General features: G+C 46.1%; 19 protein-coding genes and 2 riboswitches. Of the genes, 1 reads left to right on the forward strand and 18 read right to left on the reverse strand.

Annotated features, from left to right (window positions below):
* Window positions 1-23: 23 nt before the first annotated feature.
* From ODZ53_RS05500 to nrdI, 14 genes are all read right to left on the reverse strand, one after another.
* A complete protein-coding gene (locus tag ODZ53_RS05500; protein ID WP_372676247.1) occupies window positions 24-1,532 on the reverse strand; it encodes a fatty acid--CoA ligase family protein in 1,509 nt (502 codons plus the stop codon).
* A gap of 63 nt (window positions 1,533-1,595) precedes the next feature.
* Window positions 1,596-2,855, reverse strand: coding sequence for an MFS transporter (locus ODZ53_RS05505; RefSeq protein WP_372676248.1), 1,260 nt, complete (start codon window positions 2,853-2,855; stop codon window positions 1,596-1,598).
* Window positions 2,856-2,901: 46 nt separating this feature from the next.
* Window positions 2,902-4,203 carry a CapA family protein gene (locus ODZ53_RS05510; RefSeq protein ID WP_372676249.1) on the reverse strand — a complete coding sequence of 434 codons (1,302 nt, stop codon included), beginning with the start codon at window positions 4,201-4,203 and terminating at the stop codon, window positions 2,902-2,904.
* Between the two features lie 40 nt (window positions 4,204-4,243).
* Window positions 4,244-5,131: a MurR/RpiR family transcriptional regulator gene (locus ODZ53_RS05515; protein ID WP_372676250.1), complete on the reverse strand. Its 888-nt coding sequence runs from the start codon at window positions 5,129-5,131 to the stop codon at window positions 4,244-4,246.
* Window positions 5,132-5,356: 225 nt separating this feature from the next.
* Entirely contained in the window at window positions 5,357-6,358 is a 1,002-nt protein-coding gene (locus ODZ53_RS05520; protein ID WP_372676251.1) for a DUF418 domain-containing protein, read from the reverse strand.
* Between the two features lie 362 nt (window positions 6,359-6,720).
* On the reverse strand, window positions 6,721-7,344 hold the full coding sequence (locus tag ODZ53_RS05525; RefSeq protein ID WP_372676252.1) for a DUF2997 domain-containing protein: 624 nt from the start codon (window positions 7,342-7,344) through the stop codon (window positions 6,721-6,723).
* A gap of 12 nt (window positions 7,345-7,356) precedes the next feature.
* Window positions 7,357-8,967 carry an AAA family ATPase gene (locus ODZ53_RS05530; RefSeq protein ID WP_372676253.1) on the reverse strand — a complete coding sequence of 537 codons (1,611 nt, stop codon included), beginning with the start codon at window positions 8,965-8,967 and terminating at the stop codon, window positions 7,357-7,359.
* Window positions 8,968-8,984: 17 nt separating this feature from the next.
* Window positions 8,985-9,551 (reverse strand): 4Fe-4S single cluster domain-containing protein, encoded by a 567-nt coding sequence (locus tag ODZ53_RS05535; RefSeq protein WP_372676254.1) that lies wholly within the window; start codon window positions 9,549-9,551, stop codon window positions 8,985-8,987.
* A 13-nt stretch (window positions 9,552-9,564) separates the two neighbouring features.
* Complete coding sequence (locus tag ODZ53_RS05540; RefSeq protein ID WP_372676255.1) at window positions 9,565-10,542, reverse strand: hypothetical protein; 978 nt, start codon at window positions 10,540-10,542, stop codon at window positions 9,565-9,567.
* Between the two features lie 156 nt (window positions 10,543-10,698).
* Complete coding sequence (locus tag ODZ53_RS05545; RefSeq protein WP_372676256.1) at window positions 10,699-11,193, reverse strand: acyl-CoA thioesterase; 495 nt, start codon at window positions 11,191-11,193, stop codon at window positions 10,699-10,701.
* A gap of 5 nt (window positions 11,194-11,198) precedes the next feature.
* Window positions 11,199-13,490, reverse strand: a complete 2,292-nt coding sequence (gene metE / locus ODZ53_RS05550) for a 5-methyltetrahydropteroyltriglutamate--homocysteine S-methyltransferase (protein ID WP_372676257.1) — start codon at window positions 13,488-13,490, stop codon at window positions 11,199-11,201.
* A 145-nt stretch (window positions 13,491-13,635) separates the two neighbouring features.
* A riboswitch (cobalamin riboswitch) is annotated at window positions 13,636-13,834 on the reverse strand.
* Between the two features lie 86 nt (window positions 13,835-13,920).
* Window positions 13,921-14,871 carry a class 1b ribonucleoside-diphosphate reductase subunit beta gene (gene nrdF, locus ODZ53_RS05555; RefSeq protein WP_087350004.1) on the reverse strand — a complete coding sequence of 317 codons (951 nt, stop codon included), beginning with the start codon at window positions 14,869-14,871 and terminating at the stop codon, window positions 13,921-13,923.
* Window positions 14,872-14,926: 55 nt separating this feature from the next.
* Window positions 14,927-17,011, reverse strand: coding sequence for a class 1b ribonucleoside-diphosphate reductase subunit alpha (nrdE, locus tag ODZ53_RS05560; protein ID WP_372676258.1), 2,085 nt, complete (start codon window positions 17,009-17,011; stop codon window positions 14,927-14,929).
* On the reverse strand, window positions 16,998-17,357 hold the full coding sequence (nrdI, locus tag ODZ53_RS05565) for a class Ib ribonucleoside-diphosphate reductase assembly flavoprotein NrdI (RefSeq protein ID WP_015891428.1): 360 nt from the start codon (window positions 17,355-17,357) through the stop codon (window positions 16,998-17,000). Before nrdI ends, nrdE begins: the two co-directional genes overlap by 14 nt.
* Before the next feature lie 162 nt (window positions 17,358-17,519).
* Window positions 17,520-17,718, reverse strand: a riboswitch (cobalamin riboswitch).
* A gap of 170 nt (window positions 17,719-17,888) precedes the next feature.
* Between nrdI and ODZ53_RS05570 the strand changes: the two genes are divergently transcribed.
* On the forward strand, window positions 17,889-18,713 hold the full coding sequence (locus ODZ53_RS05570; RefSeq protein ID WP_372676259.1) for an alpha/beta hydrolase: 825 nt from the start codon (window positions 17,889-17,891) through the stop codon (window positions 18,711-18,713).
* A gap of 31 nt (window positions 18,714-18,744) precedes the next feature.
* Here the strand turns inward: ODZ53_RS05570 and ODZ53_RS05575 are convergent, their stop codons facing one another.
* From ODZ53_RS05575 to tlp, 4 genes are all read right to left on the reverse strand, one after another.
* The gene (locus ODZ53_RS05575; RefSeq protein ID WP_372676260.1) at window positions 18,745-19,257 is read right to left on the reverse strand and encodes an ACT domain-containing protein; all 513 of its coding nucleotides are present in this window, start codon (window positions 19,255-19,257) and stop codon (window positions 18,745-18,747) included.
* Between the two features lie 39 nt (window positions 19,258-19,296).
* Window positions 19,297-19,626: a hypothetical protein gene (locus ODZ53_RS05580; protein ID WP_199928338.1), complete on the reverse strand. Its 330-nt coding sequence runs from the start codon at window positions 19,624-19,626 to the stop codon at window positions 19,297-19,299.
* A 21-nt stretch (window positions 19,627-19,647) separates the two neighbouring features.
* On the reverse strand, window positions 19,648-20,760 hold the full coding sequence (mnmA, locus tag ODZ53_RS05585) for a tRNA 2-thiouridine(34) synthase MnmA (protein ID WP_064199254.1): 1,113 nt from the start codon (window positions 20,758-20,760) through the stop codon (window positions 19,648-19,650).
* 139 nt (window positions 20,761-20,899) lie between these two features.
* Window positions 20,900-21,118, reverse strand: a complete 219-nt coding sequence (gene tlp, locus ODZ53_RS05590; protein ID WP_372676261.1) for a small acid-soluble spore protein Tlp — start codon at window positions 21,116-21,118, stop codon at window positions 20,900-20,902.
* Between the last annotated feature and the right edge of the window lie 17 nt (window positions 21,119-21,135).

A 21,135-nucleotide genomic window follows, 5' to 3' on the forward strand; every position in this document is an offset into this window, starting at 1 on the left:
TCCACATCCCGTCGTGCAATCGTTTACGTGGTGCGTAACGAGCGACGCAAGATTTTCCCTGTCGTGTTTTTGGGAAGCTCCGCTACGAATTCCACCTGACGAGGAACTTTGTATTTCGCCAGTTTGTCACGACAAAACGCCATGATATCCTCTTGAGAAACCGCTATTTCCTTCAATGCCACAAATGCCTTGACTGCCTCGCCATGCACCTCGTCAGGAATTCCGATCACAGCCGCCTCGATAATCGCGGGATGCTGGTATAACACTTCTTCTACCTCACGCGGGTACACGTTATAGCCGTCAACGAGAATCATGTCTTTTTTGCGGTCAACGATGTACACATATCCTTCTTCGTCCATACGCGCCATGTCTCCCGTATACAGCCAACCATCTCGAAGCGCTGCGGCCGTATCATCTGGCAAACCGAGGTACCCTATCATGACGTTGGGCCCTTGTACTACCAGCTCACCCACTTCTCCACGTGCGACTTCGTTTCCTTCGGGATCGACGACCTTGTTTTTCACAAGCGGGATATCGATTCCAACCGATCCTGGCTTTCTGGTCCCATGCAATGGATTGAATGTGGTAGCTGGGGCTGCCTCGGACAATCCGTAGCCTTCCAGCACCTTGGCATCGTATTTTGCTTCAAACTTGTGCAGGAGCTCGACGGGCATGGATGCACCTCCCGAGCAGTATATCCGGATGGATGAGAAATCTTCTTTTGTCGCAGTCGGCACCTGTAGCAGATAGTTGTACATGGTCGGAACGCCTGCAAAGCATGTGGCTTTTTGCTCACGAATCGTTTGGAGGACGTCTACCGGATGAAATTTTGGCACGATAATAATGGCTGCACCCGTTTGAATCGGGCCATTCATGCACACCGTCATGCAGAAGACGTGAAACATCGGGAGTACAGCGACCATGCGATCTTCTGGCACCAACTCGAACAATATCCCCATCGCATCCGCATTCGAAGCCATATTCCTGTGGGAGAGCATCGCTCCTTTTGGCTGGCCGGTCGTACCTGATGTGTACAGAATAACAGCGAGGTCGTCTTCGTTTCGTTCCGGCTCCGCGTAGCCTACCTCTGACTCTTGCCCTTCCTGTACAAGCTGATCGATCGTTATTTCATTTTCAATAGATTCCGTGTAGATGAGAAGCTGTAAATCTTCTATTTCGTCCTTCATCGGGGTTAGTACCGGCTGCAACGCCGATAAGGCAATGGCTGCCTTTGCTTTACTGTTCGAAAGAATGAAGCTAATTTCGCGCGCCGTATAGATGGGGTTCATGGGAACAACGACTGCCCCTACGCGGAGTATCGCATAGTAAGCGGTTACAAAATGCGGCCGATTATCCATGAGCAGGGCGACAGCATCCCCTTTTCCAATCCCGTGCTGGGCAAGTCCTGCTGCGAGATGTTCGACCTGCTGATTGAATTGTGCATACGTCGTCGTTTCTCCCATAAAGACAAAGGCTGGACGATCCGCAAATTGTTTCGCGCTCTGCATGAGGCTTTCATTCAAATGATACATCGCACACCTACCCCCTTTTCAGAAAATTTTAACACTTGGAGCCAAGCCTATAAAGCATTACTTTTAGGAAACATGGGAGATTGGCGGTGCTGATTGACTGACTTGTTCATTGCGCTTCACAAAGAGCAGGAAAAGCACGCCGCAAATGATAAAAAGCAACCCGTTGACGATCATGGCGTTGCCAAAACCAGTTCCAATATCTCCAGCTAACTGAACAATAGCGCCCGTTACCAACGGCGAGATGATCCCTGCCAATGTAACCAGGCTGGACAACACGCCTACTAAAAGTCCCGTGCGTTCCGGCAACAAGCTGCTAACAATGACAGAGGCAGCTGTCCCAACAGAAAAGGCAAACCCTTTTCCGAGGCACAGAAAGATCAAAACAAATACTGTAGATTGAACGAGAGTCACACCATAAAAGCACAGTCCCCCTAAAATAATCGAAACACCGCCAACCAAAACGTATGATTTGCGATAGCTGCGATGCTTTTTAAAGAAACGATCACCGATTGAAGAAATGAGTATGGTCATCAGTCCGGCTAAAAGTCCTGTGCCAGCAATCGCATAGGCCATTTCCTGATTCGTAAACTGGAAGACCTTGACGAGATAGACAGGCTCCCAAACGGATGCGAAGGTCGTCCCCCATATTTGTGCGAAATAGATTAAAAAACAGAATAGAAACGTGGATGAGAGCAAGATACTGGATATATCCGACCATTTCGCTTTTGGCAAGGGAGGAGCTGCGCCTTTTGCAGGAGCGACAATGACATGTGGTTTTTCTTTTCCGATCCACAACCAGACCAGGAGCCATATCAGACTGAGTGCGCCCATAAACGCCCAGGAAAATCGCCATCCATAGCTATCGATCAGCGCGACAATCATCGGTGCGGAAGCAACCGCACCGACGAAAGCACCAAAGTTCACGGTGGAATAAACCAATCCACGCTTTTCTTCGGGAAACCATTTGTTCAGATGGCTGACAACCGTTGCCCAAAATGGCCCTTCGCCTATCCCAAGCAATACCCGCGCTACGACAAGCATCGGCAAACCCGCGATCGCATAAGCGCCGAATTGGATGACAGTCCAGGACAGTGCCATGATCGCCAGCATTTTTTTCGTCCCGATGCGATCCGATAATGCCGCGCCTACAATCCCGGCAATGGAGAAAAACCAAAAGAAGCTACTTCCAACAAGTCCCCATTCTTTCTCGTTCAATGAAAATTCAGTCATGATCGGCACGGCAGAATATCCCGCAATCGTTTTATCCGCATAATTGATCATGTATAGCAAAAACAACATAATCATGGTGATTCTGGCCATCATGTGAATCACTCCATTTGTGTAGGAAATAGACTACCGCTGTTTCCCACTATTTTGAAAGTCGGACGCGCCCAATTCCATCCGTAATCTCAATCACTGTGCCATATGGTTCACTCAAAGCTTTGAGCCCCTCTAAGATGGAGATATCCTCGCTTAATTTCGGCCACCCCATACGATGTACAGGCAGATCAAAGCCTAATTCAATCGGATGCAGCTCCAGTTCGAGCAGTTCACCATCTTGCATTTTCCACAAGGGAATAACCGACTCCCACACCTCTTTGTGCATACAGAGTCCGCGTGTGTAGTTGGCACTCATCTCTTCCAACGCGTCTGCCACATTATGGTTGTGGTCTAAACCATAGTGCTCGTAGAAATCAGCTGGCTGACTCGTAACGGCTTCTGTCTGAAAAATAAAATCCCCCAAGCTGTAAAAGATCGGCCGATTGTTGTAGATTTCAATGCCGCGTAATAAATGGGGGCCGTGTCCCACCACGGCGTGTGCCCCCGCATCGATGCAAGCTTTTGCGAACACAGGCAAGAAATCAGCCGCCACTTCCTTCGCATCCCCCTTCATCTCATGCGCGTGAATACTCACGATGACGTAATCAGCTCGCCTTTTTGCCTGCTCAATCGTTTTGACGATTCTGTTCAGATCACGCGGATGCGGCTGAGTAGTCGTCCCTTCTTCGTCGCTTACCATGAAACGCGCATTTCCGAAGAGAAAGATCTCCTTGCCCGGATCGTTCATGAAGCCTTCCTCGATGAGAAGCTTGCTGAAGGCGTTAATGTCCGTCGACTCCGCAATGGCTTGCAAATCAGCGAGCTTTTCTTCCGTAATGTGGTGTGTCATGACATATCGCATCGGATTGATCCCTGGCCTGCCGATACTATCCGAACGCTGATCTCCGGCCGCCCACCATGGATGAAAAGTCGACGTTGCAGCGATGAAAGCTACCCTGGCTCCTTCGCATTCGAGATAACGCGGCGCCCCCGCTTCAGCGAGATTTTTTCCTGCTCCAGCATGGACGAAGCCATACTCATTGAGATATCGTTCTGTTGCTTCTAGTCCCCCATACAAATAATCAAGCGTATGGTTATTCGCCCACCCAATCATGTTAAAGCCATAATCTTTCATGACTTGCAAAACAGATGGTGGTGACATCGCCCACGTGCCTCCGCTTTGTGCGCTGGGATAGCCCTCGTTATCGTGTACGGTCGTCTCCAGATTCGCAATGCGTACGTCCGCACGGTGCAGCAAGCTGGATACCTCTTCAAAAGCTTGGTCCCTGTATGGAAGATTGCGTGTAATGAAGCTGTCGCCAGTCGCGGTAAACCAAATCGGCTTGGTCATTGGCAGGATTCCCCTTTCCCTTTTCTCATTTTTACTGTTTTCAAAAGATCGTGAAGTCTTCCTCTTCCTCTCCGACAAACGAGTATAGCTTCGAACTGATTTCATCATAGTGCTGCAATCGTTTCTGGACATTTCCCGCGTCATGGAGCATGACGCCTTTGATCAAGACATTTAGCATGGAGAATAGTGTGGGCATACCGCTAGTGGCAACGGGTTGGGGTGTGGTGATTTTCAGGAGATGATCTGCGACTTGGCTGATAGGGGAGAACTCGCCTTCCGTAATCGCCAAAATCTTTGCTCCCAGCTCTTTTGCTGAATGGACCATTGCAACTGTCTCGCTAGGATGACGAGGAAATGAAATCGCAATGACCAGCCATTCTTGATCTCGTTCGGTGAGAAAATAATCGGCGTTATCAACGGCTCCCGTATACAAATGTGTGTTTCCTTTGATCGCATTCAACGCCGAGAACAACCATTTTGCAGGAATATGGCACCAGCGAAATCCCACCACTACGATTCGGTTAGCCTGCACGATGCTTTTGACCACATCATGGAGCAAGTTGTAATCTATTTGCTGCAAGCCTTGCTGGAGATACGCAATATCACTCTCCATCACTTGATGGGCGTAATTGCTCAGATCGAGCGTAACCTCCGTGTCTCGATATTTCTGGATCGGCCCCTTCCTTTGGTCCCCTATCAAAAGAGACTTTTTGATTTCTTCCTGAAGCTCTGTGTATCCGGAGTAACCCAATGCGTAACAAAAGCGAATGACGGTTGCTTCACTGGTATTCGTAAACTCCGCAATTTTTTTAGCGGTATGGATCGCAAGTAAGCTTGGCTTTTCTATCGCGATCTTACAGATGATTTTTTGGCTTGCTGTCAGCTTTCCATACTGCTTCCGAATCCGTTCTTTTACGAGTTGTGCCATACCTGAAGCTCCTTTGTCATTCTGATTTGTTTTAATTTTGAGAATAGTATATCCTTTGCAATAAATCACTTCAATACTTCTTTAGAAATGTAGTTTTTGCTTCATTTTGGTGTATGCGGACTGTAAAAAGGGACCTCCACAGTTGGAAGGCCCCTTCTCTTCTCTTTTTATTCCGTACTGAGACATTCATTTGGAACCCAGCCCTTAAGCTATATCGTATTTCGCTTATTTCTCAACTTGCTTAGTCTTTTTTATTTGAACTTTACTCCAATAAGTGAAAGATCGTAATAACAGTTCAACCGGTCCCATCTTAAAATACTTTAACCACATGGAGCTACTAGTGAGTAGAACAGCATGAATGATTAAGACAGTAATCAAAGAATGAATACTAATCATGGAGCTAAAAACAATTAGTAAGGCACTTTGTGCAAGATAATTTGTTAAGGACATTTGTCCATATAATTTTAATGGAGACAATATAGCTTTTATCTGATTCCATTGCAGAGAAATAATAAGGATGCTAACCATCATCGAGGAAACTAAATAATCTTCTAGTATTTCAATGCCTGCTGGAGTAATCTCTACTGAGATATTTACAAAATATAAAATGACATAAGCACAAATGATCCCAATTAAAAAAATCAAAACATGCTTTACTTTCCCATAGATATTTTCAATTACTTTAAATTGGCCCATGGTAAAACCTATCATCATCAGCGATAACCATTTACTAATTGCTGAGATAAGTTCTAGCCATCCAATTCTCTCACCATAAAACGGTTGACAAAAGGCAGTTACGATAGACAAAGTGATTAGGATTATCGTTACCACTAAGTTCGTCCATTGATTTGTTTTAAAAAACAGAGCTATAAATAGGCCAAGGACAGCGTACTGCATCAGCACATCGTGAATACCTGACGGTGCATAAAATGTATGAATCAGTCCTAGTACAAATAAGAAGCAGATTCTACGGAAAAACAGAAGGTAACGGTTCTTTATTTGTTGTTGGGATCGATTCATAAAAAAGTAGCTTCCAAGTCCAAATAAGAAAAATAGAATTGGATAAAATGTACTGTTAAAAATATAATACAGTCCAGCATGTAATTCATTATAATTCGACACATTATTCATCACCTGAAAACTATTCACAAGAAGTACCCCAATCAAGGCAAATCCTCGTAAGTAATCCATAATGTCTATTCTTGTATACGAATTTATTTTATTCATGCAGAATCTCCTCATTGAAAATATTTATTTAGATGAAACACCTTACCTACCTTTATCTTTTCAACTCCCCAAGTCGGTTTCATGACTTAAACATACATGTTATCTTTAGACAAATGAATGACTGCTGTCTTACAATACAGAATACAATCTTACTAAATCGTAAAATTACCAGAGCACCGCATTTAAAGGAGTTAGCCATAGACGAAAAGGTAAATCGTACGTCAAGGCATGATGCGCTCCGATAATGGCTTTAAAGCGCCAATTTCGGGTCTAATCTAATAGGTTCCAGGAGTTTTAAATCAAACTTAACGAAAAAAGGACTCCCCAAAGGAAGTCCCCGATTCAACTTGCTAATTTATCATTTATGAAAGTCTTAAGATTTGAATTTGCTGATCTTCAACTGTCGCATCGTATTCGTGTGTCCATACCCGTTCTGCCTGATTCTGTCCACAAAGCTTTTGTTCCATAAGCCCGGTCAATTCTACACATGAACGACCGAGGACACCCTCAACCTTCTCCTCGATTTTTCCTTGGCTATCCATTGAGAGGCTGACTCTCTTTTCACTCGAGCCAATGGTTAACACAAACGACGTGATTGAACCAGATTTTTCTTCACTGACAGTAACAGTACTTCCTGCATTCGTAATCCATTCTTTTACCGCTTCAACAGATTCGTGCAAATAACCCTCTCGGATACTCATAAGAAGTACTTGGGCTTGTTTCTCCAATTCCTTCGGTGAGAGATTATCTGATTCAAAATAGGGTATCATCCCCTCTTCACTTTCCACAAAGAAGACATGAATCCCATCCTTCATACCCGTCAGGAGTTTGCCTATGATGTTGCCCCCGATATCTAGCCGTTTTTGGAATTGCGACTGATATTCGACCCAAACCCGATTTTCCGGTTGGAATCCTCGGCTTCGCATTGCCCGAAAAAGAGTACGTTTGTCCTGAAAAGTCATCGTAAATGAAGTACAGTGGCTCACTTAAGGCGCCTCCTAAAAATCAATGTTTCGACCTACTGCTTCCTCTCGAGTGAAGCCTGGTATTGCCTCGTTTATCAAGCTTGCGCGAATAGCGTATTCCTTTGCCCAAGTACGAAGCTGTTCTACTTCTAAGCGTCTTGATTTGGCCAAAGGAACTGTCCTTCTCATGGCTTGTAAGATATCATCAGTCACGATATCTCGTTCATGGTCCCCTTCTGAAACTCGTTTGGAGAAAGCATCCATCAGTCCCTCGTGTATGGAATATTCAATCTCTGCACCAGTCAAGCGAATTCCTTCGCCCCAGTACCCTTCCCCTGATGCTTCTACAAGTTTTGGTATATCAAACACTGTATGGTGTCGCTTCAGACGATCCAGATGAATTTTAATAATTTCTGCTCGTTCCTCTGGAGTAGGCAAATCCACAAAAAAGATTTCATCAAACCTGCCTTTACGCAGAAGCTCTGCCGGGAGCTGCTCGATTTTGTTCGCTGTAGCAAAAACAAATACTGGACTTTTCTTCTCCTGCATCCAAGTCAGCAATGTTCCAAAAATTCTCGTAGCGACTCCTCCATCTGATATCCCGCTTCCAATACCAGAAAGAGCCTTTTCAATCTCGTCTATCCATACGATGGATGGGGAGACGGCTTCGCACATGGCAAGAGCAGAGCGAATGTTTGCCTCCGATGAGCCTACAATGCCCGCAAATACTCGTCCTAAATCCAAGCGAAGAAGAGGCATTTGCCAAGCAGCAGCTACACTTTTGGCACACAAGCTCTTCCCGCACCCAGGAACCCCCACCAGCAATACACCTTTAGGCCACTGGATACCGAACTCTCTGGCTTCTGTTGAATAAGAAGCCTTTCGCTTTAATAACCAACGCTTCAGATTATCGAGTCCGCCAATTTGATCAAGGCTTAGTGACTCCGTAGAGATATATTCCAAGATACCTGATTTCCGAATGATCTGTTTCTTTTCCTCTAAAATCGTAGAAACATCCGAATCAGAGATGCCTTTATTTTTTACTAATGCCTTTGCTAAACAATTTTCGATTTCACTACGAGTAAGACCAACAGCCGCACGAGCTAAAGCTTCTATCACCTCAGGGGATTGGTCAATCATGATTCCAGGTCGTCCCTTGTAAGCATCCGTGAAGTTTACGATAATCTGTTTTACCTCCTCCAGTTCAGGAAGCGGTAAATCCAAGATCGTAATCTCCTTTTGTAGCTCAATGGGTATTTCTATACTCGGAGAAATAATAACCGAATTGGAGGGTGATCCCATCCTTATTTTTTGTGCAAATTCCCGAAACTTCCTAATATATATTGGCGAACTGGAACCTCGAATAAACGGATGCAGATCACACCAAACAAAAAGCGTCGGTTCTTTCGCTAAATCTTCCGCCATCTCTAATGCTACCCGAAAATCAGTACTCCTAGCGTCTAGCTCATCCCCGTCCAAAATCAGACCCTTTGTCGCGGTCCAAACGATAATACGTTTATTTAGTTGCGCACCAATGCTTTGAAAAACCTCCAGCGCCCGCTCCTCTTCTTGAGTAAAAATATAGAGAATACTGTATCGTGCTCGTATCAAATAACCTACTTCTTCGATGAAATCCTGTAGCATCTTCTTGCTCCTCCATCTTACAGCAATATTTGTATCTTGTTCTTCATACGTTCAGTAGGAAAACCAGTTACATGAATGGAATCGGTATTTGCTATGAGTTCAACTCTTCTTTGTGGCTTTAACTCATCAGGAGATATCCGACCTGTGAGCAAAAGCAGCTTCTTCCCATGCCAAATCTCATCTGCTTGATGAAGATAAGGTCCGACTAATGCCGCATCAAATTGCAGCAGTGCTTTTCTTTTGGCATCGCTTTTTACTATACTCTCAACCGTATAGCCCGAGTAGAGAAGTGCTGTGCCAGAATGAATTTTTCGAAATGCTTGAACCATATCCACCAGTTGTTCCGCTTGATCAAGTGGTTCCCCACCAGAAACCGTTATACCATCAATCTTCAAGTGCCCAAGGTCTCTTCCGAGTTTTTGCGGGTCGTGCAATGTCCCCCCTTGACGATCAGGATGCGTCTCCGGATTAAAGCACCCTTTACACCCTATGGAGCAACCTTGCACCCAGACAACCGCTCTCACACCGGGTCCATTCACTCTGCTATGATTACATATCTCATGTATGCGCAATGTCGATGACAAGCCCTATTTCCTCCTACAAATCCAAGATGCGCCCGCCATTCCCACTCGATCTCTCCATTTTCGTCGATGTAGTTTCGTCGGTTACCTCGATATCCAAATTTCGATTGTTTGTGGGATGAGAAGGCGGGGTCGACATGTTAGGATTCTTCGCTGTTTGTAGGTACCTTCCATCTCGATTATTTTTGACAATGTCCACTTGAGTCGATAGATGTGCTTTATCCAGTGCTTGTAAAAAATAGGTCATGAATTGTTCTGGTGAATCCTGAAAGCTACTACCTTTCATCTTTAAGCGAATGACTTCATCTTGGGAGGTTCCAAGAAATAGGAGTAGACCTTGTCCATCATTTCCACTACCTAGTAGTCCCAGCTTTTTAATTTCACGAAGCTGCCATTCCCTTCGTACAGCTTTCATGTTCTCGTTCATCACGATACAAACAAGTGCATCCTGCTTGACGAGAAAAACTTTGTCTCCCGGCTGTACCTCCGCCCAACTCTCAAAATCCTTATACAATGCATGGACAATATCCTTTGAAGTAATAATTCCGATTTCTTCTAATTCAAACAAAGAAGCATCATCCATTTGCGTATGGAGCGAAATTCGTCTCTTAAATGTGAACTGTAGTACTAAAATAACAGTGATTCCGAAAGAGATTGCATAAAAAGCACTTATATTAAATAGAACGCAAAAAAGGATAAGTCCTGCCAGCCCATACTGGGCATATGTAATGTGCTTAAGCTTTTGCTCTCCAGTTTTACGAAAAAAAGAAAATCCTTTTCCAGGTCGATAATCCGTTAATTGATTTTGTAGTATTTTTCTAAATTTACCAATCCCCCAAAAACCACCAATTACAAATAACAAACCAATAAGAATGAGAATGACATTTCCAGCAAAAATACCTACAATAGTAAAAAGACCAAAAATGATGACACTTTTCCATAACGTCTTGATTTTCGCGTTAATTTCTTTGATAGGCTCATCTTGTGTATGCATTTACGTTTCCCCCTTTATTCCTATGCTATTATATTACTTATTTCCCAGATAACACAAAAGATTCTTGCTAGCAAGGAAAGAAAGATGCCTCCGGTGACCTGTTGCAACCAAGGTCACCAGAGGCATCTATTCGTTATAGGGGGATAGTGTTCCCCCTTACATCTCTACCTTCCGCTTCCTTCTCAATACATGGCGTTCCTTCGCTTTTTCATACTGAATACGCTCTTCCTCAGTATCAGGAATGACACCAGGCACGATCGTCGGCTTTCCTTGATCGTCGAGGGCAATCATCGTCAGATACGCGCGTGCTGTCATGCGCTTTTCCCCGGTCAATAAGTTCTCCGCTTCCACTCTGACGAATACTTCCATCGATGTCTTATGGGTCCAGGTGACATATGCCTCCAGATTGATCGCTTCGCCTGTCTTGATTGGCGCGAGAAAATCGAAGGAATCGCTCGACGCAGTGACAACAGGCTTACGGCAATGTCGCATAGCTGCGATGCAGGCGATTTTATCTACATAGGCCATGACTTTCCCACCGAAAATGGTATGGTGGTGATTGGTATCCGGTGGAAAGACGAGATCAGTCAAAAAGGTTCTCGATTGTTGGATCGGTCGTGCTTCTGGCATCATTTGTGTGGCCCCTCTCATCGCGTTCACCTTCCCGACTGAGCTGTCAAACGATTCCGAATCGCCTTCGTTGCCGCAACCATGTTTCGTAACGACTGAACGGTTTCTTCTCTTCCTCTCGTCTTCAGCCCGCAATCCGGGTTTATCCAAAATTGGTCCGGTGGAAGTACTTGTACGCCTCGTGCTACCATATCTTCCATTTCTGAAACAGCTGGAACTCGGGGGCTATGGATATCATAAACGCCGAGCCCGATGCCTTTATCATACGTACCTGTTTCGAACACAGACACGAGCTCACCGTGGCTACGTGAGGTTTCAATCGAAATCACATCGGCATCGAGTTCGCTGATGACGTCCATGAAATCATGAAATTCACAATAGCACATATGTGTATGAATCTGGGTGCTCGGCGCAACAGTGGAAGTCGCTAGACGAAACGCTCTAACAGCCCACTCGAGATAAGCTGCTTGCTCTTCTTTTTTGAGCGGATGTCCTTCGCGCAACGCTGGTTCATCGACTTGAATCATGAGAATCCCCGCTTCTTCCAAGGCTTCTACTTCTTTTCGCAATGCCAACGCGATTTGTTCGCACACTTCTTGTCTGGAGACATCGTCTCGAGCAAACGACCAATTCAGAATAGTTGCTGGGCCAGTTAACATACCCTTCATTGGTTTGGCGGTCAATGATTTTGCATACACACTTTCTTTGACCGTCATTGGTGCCACAAACTCCACATCTCCGTAAATAACAGGTGGCTTCACGCAGCGCGAGCCATATGACTGCACCCAGCCGTTTTTCGTGAACAAAAAGCCATCGAGCTTTTCGCCAAAATACTCAACCATATCGGTTCGTTCGAACTCACCATGGACGAGGACATCCAGACCAAGCTCTTCTTGTATGTTGACCCATTCCTTGATTTGCGCCTGAATGAAAGCGTCGTATTGCTCCACTGTCCAGTTCCCTTTTTTAAACTGCTGTCGAGCTTGACGAACCTCCGCCGTCTGCGGGAAACTACCGATTGTGGTCGTTGGCAACAGTGGTAACTTCCACGTATTTTGTTGAATCTCTCGACGTTCGAGATAAGGAACACTTCTTTCAAGTTTGGCAGCAGCGATTTGACGTAAAGCATTCTTCACTTCTAGACGATTCCTCGCTGGAGATAATGCGAGCTTTAGCAAGTCCGCTTCATTTTGAGCGATCTCTTTTGAAATGACGTACTTACCATATCGGAATCCTTGGACTAAAAGCTGTACTTCCCCTAGTTTTTCGTCGGAAAACGCCAATGCAGGCATTACTTCCTCTGGCAATTCGCTCTCTGCTTCAACTGTTACAGGAACGTGCAACAAACTGCTGGACGGCTGCAGCCACAGCTTTTCGAGTGGAACGATCTCGGAAATTTCATTGACCAGCTCCCATTTCTCCTCAATGGACGCACGCCATATGTTTCGACCGTCGATGATTCCCGCTGCGAGAATCTTGTCTGCTGGAAACCCGTGTGTTTTCAGATGAGTCAAATTGCGCTTCGCTCCGTGTACAAAATCAAGACCGATTCCTTTTACCGGTAAGGAAACTAGCTCCTTGTACCAATCCACCGCTTCAAAATAGGTTTGCAGCATGCATTGTAGATGCGGTAGTGCTTGACCGATTTGCGTATAGATACGCTTGATCATGGCGCGTTCTTGCTCAGAGACATCCAGTACAAATGCAGGCTCATCGATTTGCACCCATTCCACGCCGTGCAGCTCTAACTCCCGGAGAACGTCTATGTAGAGCGGAACGAGTCGATCCACGACGATCTCAAATTCGTTTTTCTCATATCCTTTAGACAATTTGACAAACGTATACGGGCCTACAATAACAGGCTTTCCGATGATGCCATACTTTTCTTTGGCCTCCAAATAGGCCTGGAGAGGCTTGTTCTCGGTTATGGCTGGTTGTCTTTCACCGAACTCCGGGACGATGTAATGGTAGTTCGTGTTAAACCATTTCGTCATTTCGCTGGCGACAGCTTCCTTCGAACCGCGAGCCATGGCGAAGTATGTAGCTAATGAAACCGGGCCTCCCTCGTATTCATAACGCTTGGGGACCATTCCAAACATCACAGCCATATCCAACATGTGATCGTAGTACGTAAAGTCACCCACAGGGATCAGCTCGACCCTTTTTTCCTGCTGACGTAACAGGTTTTGGTGACGGATTTGCTCCATTTGCTGTACCAGGCTTGCCTCATCGATGCTGCCTGCCCAAAATGCTTCCAATGCCTTTTTCCACTCGCGGTTCTTCCCGATCCGTGGATATCCCAAATTGCTGCTTTTCATGAGCTTCCTCTCCATTCTTCATTCGATCTTGACTTGAATCCGCCCAATAAAAAAGGCATCTCCAACGATCAAAAAGAACGTTAGAAATGCCAAATAAGCACTGAGATCACAGCATCCTAACACCTCCCTATCTCCCGTAGGTTAAGCAGTGTCGTCGAAACAGGCAGGTCTCCTGACTTTGGGATCATCATCTGCACATACCTTCCCAATCCGATTGGATCAGTGGCTAATAAATGTGCCGACTCCCCTCATACAGTGGCGGGACCGTGTCGGATTCTCACCGACTTCCCTTTTCATCCTTGGTCGATCTTGATAACCAAAGAACCTGTTCCCACTCCTATGAAATTATCATGGTTCTGTGAAGTGCCCCAGAAAACGAGCAGGGCAGCATACTGTTCATACAGTAACACAGAATCCATTTTTTGTCATACTAAAATCTAAAATCATCGTCCGTCAACGGCTCTACGTTTAGTGTACGGACATAACCATTTCCTTTTTTCGAGAAGAAGTCATGCTGCTTCGTCTGCGTGCGAATGCCGTTCAGCACGATCGGGTTCACTTCTTCCTCTGGGAATAGCGGGTCCAGACCCAGATTCATCAAAGCTTTGTTCGCGTTGTAGCGCACGTAGGCATGAACCTCGTCAGCCAAGCCGATTTCGGTATACAACGAAGTCGTATAGGCCTCTTCATTTTCTTGCAGCTCATGCAAAAGAGCATACAGCTCCTCTTTTGCTGCGGTTTGCTCGACCACACTCAGGCCTTGATAGACTTCTTGCGCGAGAACGCCGACATAGAGTCCGTGGATGCTCTCGTCACGAACAATCAGGTCGATAATTTCCCCGCTGCTTGTCATCTTTCCTTGCCCCGCCAAATAGAGCGGGTAGAAGAAGCCGCTGTAAAACAGATAGCTTTCCAGGAAGACGGACGCTACCATCGCCATGTACAAGTCTTTCGGTTTCTCAATTTCTTGATAGCGTTTGGAGATGAGGGCCGCTTTCTTTTGCAGATGTGGATTGTTTTCTACCCACGAAAAAATACCGTCAATCTCCTCTGTCGATGCCAGCGTTGTAAAAATACTGCTGTACGATTTGGCATGGATTTGCTCCATCATGCCCATGAAGGCGAGAACCGCTTTTCTTTGCAGTCCATCGACATGCTCCATGATCTTCGGCATCCCTACTCCGCCCTGAACCGTATCCAGCAAGGTGAGACCGCCCAATACTTTTTTATACGTATCCCGTTCAGTCGCACTGAGCTCCATCCAGGCCATCTTGTCATCTGACAACGGAATCTCATCATCCGTCCAGAACTGCATGATGTTTTGATTCCAAAACGTCATCGTAAAATCGTCGTCCGGCCTGTTCCAATTGACTGCTTTCATATGGCGTTCCTCTTCTCTTTTTGCTTGATGCTTTTCCTTATTTGAATCGTGTTCACTAAACAGCGCAGCTAATGCACTCTTCTACAGTCAAATGCTTCGTCCGCGTATAATAGAGCGACTTCAGACCTTTTTTCGCTGCATAAATGTAATAGCGAGCCAGTTCTCTAGTTGAAATGTTACTGTTCACGTGCAGCACAGTCGAAATTCCTTGATCGATGTGCTCTTGAATTTCGGCAATCAGATCAATCACTTTGAATTGATCGATTACATACGCCGATTTGTAGTAAAAATAGTTTTCCTGCGACAAGTACGGCATCGGGTAATACGTCGTAGAGTTGGCATACGTTCTCGTTTCGATATGCTCAACAATTGGCATCACGCTAGAAGTCGCATTCTGAATGTAGGAAATGCTCTGTGTCGGTGCAATCGCCAAACGGTACGCATGATAAACACCATGCTTTTGCACCTTTTGCTGTAGATCCGCCCAATCCGCTGGCGTCGGAATGTGCATTCCTTCAAAGAGAAGCTTTGCTTTTTCCGTCCGCGGGCTGTAATCGTTCGTCACGTACTTGTTAAAATAAGTGCCTTTTGCATATTCCGATTGTTCAAAGCCCAAGAAGGTCTTGCCTGTTTCCCTGGCAATTTCCATACTTTTTTCCAAGGAGTAGAAGTTCATCATCATGAAGAACGTACGGGCGAAATCTTTCGCTTCTTCACTTTCGTACGCGATTCTGTTCTTTGCGAGATAACCGTTCAGATTCATCGCACCGAGACCTACAGAGTGCAGCTCACTGTTTGCCTTTTGAACGCCTGGAGCGTTTTCTACACGCGTCATGTCACTCACGGCTGTAATGGCTTCGATTCCTTCGTGGACAGATTCGCGGATCATTTTGCGTTCCATCACATTGACAATATTGAGCGATGCCAGATTGCAGCTAATATCGCGACGGATGATATCCATCTCGCCGTAATTGGTAATCGTCGAAGTCTCCTGTAGCTGGAAGATTTCCGTGCACAGGTTGGACATTTTTACCGAACCGAGATCTTTCAGCGCATGGTTGTTGTTCGCATTCGTTTTGTTCATGATGTACGGATAGCCCGATTCCATTTGGATCATCGCGATTTTGGTCAACATCTCGCGTGCGCTCATCACGGTCTTTTTCTTGATGCGATCGTTAGCCAAGAGCTCCTCGTACATCTCATCGAGGTCCATATCATCCAGATGCACACCGTATTCTTTGTACACGGAGTATGGAGCAAACACAGTCAATGGCTTGTTTTCCTCAGCCAGCTTGTAGAACACGTTTGGTACGATCAGGCCGATGGACAACGTTTTGATGCGGGCTTTTTCATCCGCATTGATTTTTTTGCAATCGAGAAACTCGTTGATATCCCAGCCGAAGATGTTGTAGTACGCTGCACCTGAGCCTTTGCGTTGCCCCATTTGATCCGCGTAGGAAAACGCATCTTCCAACAGCTTGAGAACGGGCATGACACCTTTTGCCGCGCCCTCGACGCCTTTGATCGGCTCTCCTCGTCCGCGAAGCTTGGACAGGTTCACGGCTACACCGCCGCCAATTTTGGATAGCTGCATACAAGTTCCCAAAATAAAGTTGATGGAATTCAGTGAATCATCCATTTCGAGCAAGAAGCAGGAAACCATTTCTCCCCGGCGGCTTTTGCCTGCGTTCAGGAAAGTTGGTGTCGCTGGTTGCAAACGTTGGTCCATCATGGAGACCGTTAAACGCTTGGCGAGCTCAAAGTCACCTTGTCCAAGCGACAGTGCCACAACGGCCACCCTGTCTGGATACTGCTCCAAGTACATCGATTTATCGTTCGTTTTCAAAGCGTAATCTTTATAAAATTTGGAGATAGCCATATACGAAGCAAATTGAAAATCGGCGTCATAGGCCAAACGGAAAACCTCATCGACCTGCTCAACAGTGTATGTTTCATAGACGTTTTCATAGAAGTCATTCTCGATCAAATAGTCCATGCGTTCTTTGACACTGCCAAAGGTCATCGTGTTGGACTGCACTTCTTCCATGAAGACCGCAACCGCTTCCCGATCCTTTTCCAGTTGATAAAATCCGTCGTTGCCACGCTGCATCAGTTCGTTGTTCAATTCAATATGCCGCAATTGCTGCCACCCCACTCGTAAATTGTTCCACGTCACGGCCGGTACCGGACAGTTCGAATTTAGAAATCACCGGAACGCCATATTGGCTCGCGATCGTATCCGCACTTTTGGCAAAGCTGGTTCCCCAATTGCGGTTGCCGCTGGCAGATACCCCGCGCAGATGGACATGATTTCGCTTCAGGAACGTCGCCACCTTCTCCGGCACTTGTCCGAATCCCGTCGTGTATGTGATCAAAATGAATGGCTCGTCCAACACCATATCTTGATCAATTTCCACATGTGGCAAATTAATTTTGTTGACGAATCGTCGGACGTTTCCTGTTTTTGAATCATAAGCGATTAGCATGTCCCTCATCCTATCCTTGCTATTTTTACTCTGTATGTATGTTATTTAGCCAAAGTAAAAGCGCATCCGACGTTTACATGCCGAATGCGCGTGATGACTTCCATCTAGCAATTCGCCAATGCGAATTGAGCGCTCGAACACTTCCCTATCTCCCGTAGGGTAAACAGTGCAAGCGGTTAGGCAGGTCTCCTGGCTTTTGGATCATCGCTCCATTTTCACCTTCCCGATCCCTCAGATCAGTGGCCTTCTTTCGCAAATGGAACTCTCTCATTACAGTGGCGGGACCGCGTCGGATTCTCACCGACTTCCCTATTAAGTCTACCAAATCTGGCTGGTAAACACCTTACCGCATCAATATGTAGTTGGTAAAACTTACTTTACCTCAATATATCGTAGGAGTCAAGCTCAGTATGGGCTCTTTTCGAAAACTAACTATTCTCCTTTTTCGGCTATTGCCAATCTCTGGTTCTCGTTCATATAATAGATTTTGTGTGTGTTGGTTAGCCTTGGAGAGATTGGAGAGTCGCCCTCATGAAAAGCACCGACTATCAACCTGTCGTCATACCTCGTTCATACCGTAGAATCATGACTTATCAAGAGCGTGACTATCACATTTTCGTAAGTATACCTGCCGATCCCCCTCCGGAATCAGGCTTTCCCGTCATATATTTGCTAGATGGCAACTCTGTTTTTGCAACCGTGACCGAAGCGATACGGATACAATCACGTGGTCCTGAACGAACTGGCGTGTATCCTGCTATGGTCGTCGGGATTGGCTATCCAACAGACGACCCATACCATCCTACCCGTTTCTATGATTACACGTATGAGGTTCCCGCCGCAGAGCTTCCTGGCAGCCCAAAAGGAGCCGAGTGGCCACAAATGGGGGGAGCTGAGCAGTTCCTCACCTTTTTAGAGGAGGAGCTCAAGCCTAGCATCGAAAACGACTTCCCCATCGATCGGACGCAGCAAGCGATTTTGGGACATTCGCTAGGCGGCTTATTTGTCTTGCATGTGCTTCTGTCGAGACCAAACGCGTTCCAGCGGTATATTGCCGGTAGTCCCTCTATCCACTGGAATGAGAGCGTGCTGCTTGCGAAGGAGAGTCAATTGCCGAGCCTGCTGACAGATGACCTCGACGTCCATGCGCTCCTCACGATCGGCGAGTTGGAAAACGATGGGCGATTCTTGGTCAAAGAAAAATCGCTGGCGATGATCGAACGATTGTCCTCCATGGGTAAGGGCCAAATCAAGGCTTCCTTTAAGGAATTTGCCAACGAAAATCACTCGTCCGTTTTGCCAGTCTTCATTAGTCAAGGACTCAGATTCGCCACGAAAAAAACTGCCCGCTACTAGCAACGGGCAGTTTTTGTTTATCATGATTCGCTTACTGTAGAGATAACACTTTGGTGATTTGGGGCAGCTCTTCGATGGCAGATACAATCGTTGATGTAATCTCTTCATCAGTCACAGAGACAAGCAGGGCATTCTTCCCTTTTTGCTCGCGGGATACATTCAACTTGGAAACATTGATTTGATACTCGGCCAGTTTTCGTGAGACATCATAAATCACGCCTGGATAATCGATATGGCGAACCAACAATCCGTGGGCCCCTGGAGGTATGCGACACGCGCAGTAATTGATTTCACTGATGTACACTTCTCTCCAATCTTGCGCAAAGGTGTACTTGTTCGCTCCTACACGCAAAATCGCCAAATGATTCGCATATTCGCCAGAGCTGTGTTGGACAGGAATCTTTGTCCCGAGTCCTTCCACTAGCAATGTTGCGATTTCCTCTTTATTTTCATGAGCAAGAATACTTAATTGTGCACCCGCTAACTCTGGCTCGAGTCTTCGAATCAGTTCAGCCAGTTCACGCAATCCAGCATATTGGGTCATGTGATGCCTTCACTCTCCCAGTCAGGTTTATCCTCGTTATTACGGCAGAATCCACGCTTCCGGTTCTTTCTTGATGGAGGATTCGTTATCAGCACGATACCAAGCCGTCAACGTTTGCCCATCTTTCGTATAGTAGATACGGTAGATGGTATTGCCTTTTCCACTGTTGGTAAAAGGACTTTCATCCATCGGTACCGCTGTCACTCCACCCGCGTTTACAACCCCGCCGTTCTCCTTGATGACGTTTTGGATCGTCGCCATATGCTCTTTACCCATGGAGGCCATCCCGAAATAAGAGATGATCGCCAAGAGAACTGCTCCCGCCAAAAATGAAACGATAATCACTTTTGATTTTTTCGTAGCATCCACCGAGTGCTTCCCCCGTCTATCTTAGTTCTCTTTATCGACTAAGCGTACCTTGTCAATCGTACCTCCACCCAAGCACACTTCCCCATCATAGAAGACGACAGCCTGACCAGGTGTCACTGCTTTTTGCGGTTGATCAAATACAACTTCTACGTTGCCATCCTCCAGCAGGTGAACGGTTACTCCCTGATCTGGCTGACGATAACGGAATTTGGCTGTACAAGTAAACGTTTCGGATGGTTTCTTATCACTCACCCAGCTCACGTTGGTTGCCAAGAGACTCTTTGAGTACAGACGGATATGATCAGAGCCTTCGCCAACGATTAGGGCATTTCGTTCCAGATCCTTGTCTACAACAAACCAAGGCTGTCCGCTTGTACCATGACCTCCGCCTATCCCTAAGCCTTGTCTTTGACCCAATGTATAGTACATCAGCCCGTCGTGCGTACCGATGACTGCACCATCTACGGTCTCGATATTTCCTGGTTTGGCTGGCAAATAGTTTTGCAGGAACTCGCGGAAGTTGCGCTCCCCAATAAAGCAGATCCCTGTACTGTCCTTCTTTTTCGCTGTATAGAGTCCTGCTTTTTCCGCGATCTCCCTTACTTGCGGTTTCGGGAGATGACCAATCGGGAACATCGTTTTAGAAAGCTGTTCTTGGCCCAATACATTCAAGAAGTAAGTCTGGTCCTTGTTGTTGTCAGCGCCACGAATCAGCTTGTACTCGCCATCGATGTACTTAACCTGCGCGTAATGGCCGGTGGCAATATAATCCGCCCCCAGATCCATCACCTTGGCGAGAAGCTCACCGAACTTGATTTCACGGTTGCACATGACATCCGGATTCGGTGTACGTCCCCGTTTATATTCATCCAAAAAATACTGGAATACCTTGTCCATGTATTCTTTTTCAAAGTTTACCGTGTAATATGGAATGCCGATCTGTTCACAGACGCGCCGGACATCCTGGAAGTCTTCTTCCGCCGTGCAGTGGCCGAATTCATCGGTATCATCCCAGTTTTTCATGAAGATGCCGATGACGTCATATCCCTGTTGCTTAAGCAGGTAAGCCGTCACGGAGGAGTCGACTCCGCCGGACATGCCGACAACGACGCGTGTATCTTCTGGTCGCTTCATAAGTCTTTCTCCTCTTATTCAATTTGTACCATTACAGATTACCATGTTTCGCAAAACAAATCATGTTTTGTTGCACTTTTGCCCGATAGAATGAAAAAACGCCTGACGCATAGTTGGCGCCAGACGTTTGGTAGCAAGGTTATGCCTGCGTAGATTCATCCTTGATTTCTGCGCGATATCCCTCGATGCTTTCTTCACGACGATGATTCTTCGCCTCGAGGTTTGTTTTTTCCTCTGCAGAAATCTCTCCAGCATGAGCCGTCAGGTAATCTTCGGACTCACGAATGTTCTCTTCCGTATTGGAAATCATCTGTTGAAGCTTTGCTGCGTTGTCAGAACGGTCATCCGGCTTCGCCATAATCGATACGCCTCCTA

It is taken from the genome of Brevibacillus sp. BD137, assembly GCF_041644655.1.
GTDB lineage: Bacteria > Bacillota > Bacilli > Brevibacillales > Brevibacillaceae > Brevibacillus > Brevibacillus brevis_D.

What these genes read in the sequence shown, in the direction of transcription:
- ODZ53_RS05500 (WP_372676247.1), bottom strand. Translation starts at nt 1,532, where the DNA reads ATGTATCATTTGAATGAAAGCCTCATGCAGAGCGCGAAACAATTTGCG.
- ODZ53_RS05505 (WP_372676248.1), bottom strand. Translation starts at nt 2,855, where the DNA reads ATGATGGCCAGAATCACCATGATTATGTTGTTTTTGCTATACATGATC.
- ODZ53_RS05510 (WP_372676249.1), bottom strand. Translation starts at nt 4,203, where the DNA reads ATGACCAAGCCGATTTGGTTTACCGCGACTGGCGACAGCTTCATTACA.
- ODZ53_RS05515 (WP_372676250.1), bottom strand. Translation starts at nt 5,131, where the DNA reads ATGGCACAACTCGTAAAAGAACGGATTCGGAAGCAGTATGGAAAGCTG.
- ODZ53_RS05520 (WP_372676251.1), bottom strand. Translation starts at nt 6,358, where the DNA reads ATGAATAAAATAAATTCGTATACAAGAATAGACATTATGGATTACTTA.
- ODZ53_RS05530 (WP_372676253.1), bottom strand. Translation starts at nt 8,967, where the DNA reads ATGCTACAGGATTTCATCGAAGAAGTAGGTTATTTGATACGAGCACGA.
- ODZ53_RS05540 (WP_372676255.1), bottom strand. Translation starts at nt 10,542, where the DNA reads ATGCATACACAAGATGAGCCTATCAAAGAAATTAACGCGAAAATCAAG.
- ODZ53_RS05545 (WP_372676256.1), bottom strand. Translation starts at nt 11,193, where the DNA reads ATGAGAGGGGCCACACAAATGATGCCAGAAGCACGACCGATCCAACAA.
- metE (WP_372676257.1), bottom strand. Translation starts at nt 13,490, where the DNA reads ATGAAAAGCAGCAATTTGGGATATCCACGGATCGGGAAGAACCGCGAG.
- nrdF (WP_087350004.1), bottom strand. Translation starts at nt 14,871, where the DNA reads ATGAAAGCAGTCAATTGGAACAGGCCGGACGACGATTTTACGATGACG.
- nrdI (WP_015891428.1), bottom strand. Translation starts at nt 17,357, where the DNA reads ATGCTAATCGCTTATGATTCAAAAACAGGAAACGTCCGACGATTCGTC.
- ODZ53_RS05570 (WP_372676259.1), top strand. Translation starts at nt 17,889, where the DNA reads ATGAAAAGCACCGACTATCAACCTGTCGTCATACCTCGTTCATACCGT.
- ODZ53_RS05575 (WP_372676260.1), bottom strand. Translation starts at nt 19,257, where the DNA reads ATGACCCAATATGCTGGATTGCGTGAACTGGCTGAACTGATTCGAAGA.
- mnmA (WP_064199254.1), bottom strand. Translation starts at nt 20,760, where the DNA reads ATGAAGCGACCAGAAGATACACGCGTCGTTGTCGGCATGTCCGGCGGA.
- tlp (WP_372676261.1), bottom strand. Translation starts at nt 21,118, where the DNA reads ATGGCGAAGCCGGATGACCGTTCTGACAACGCAGCAAAGCTTCAACAG.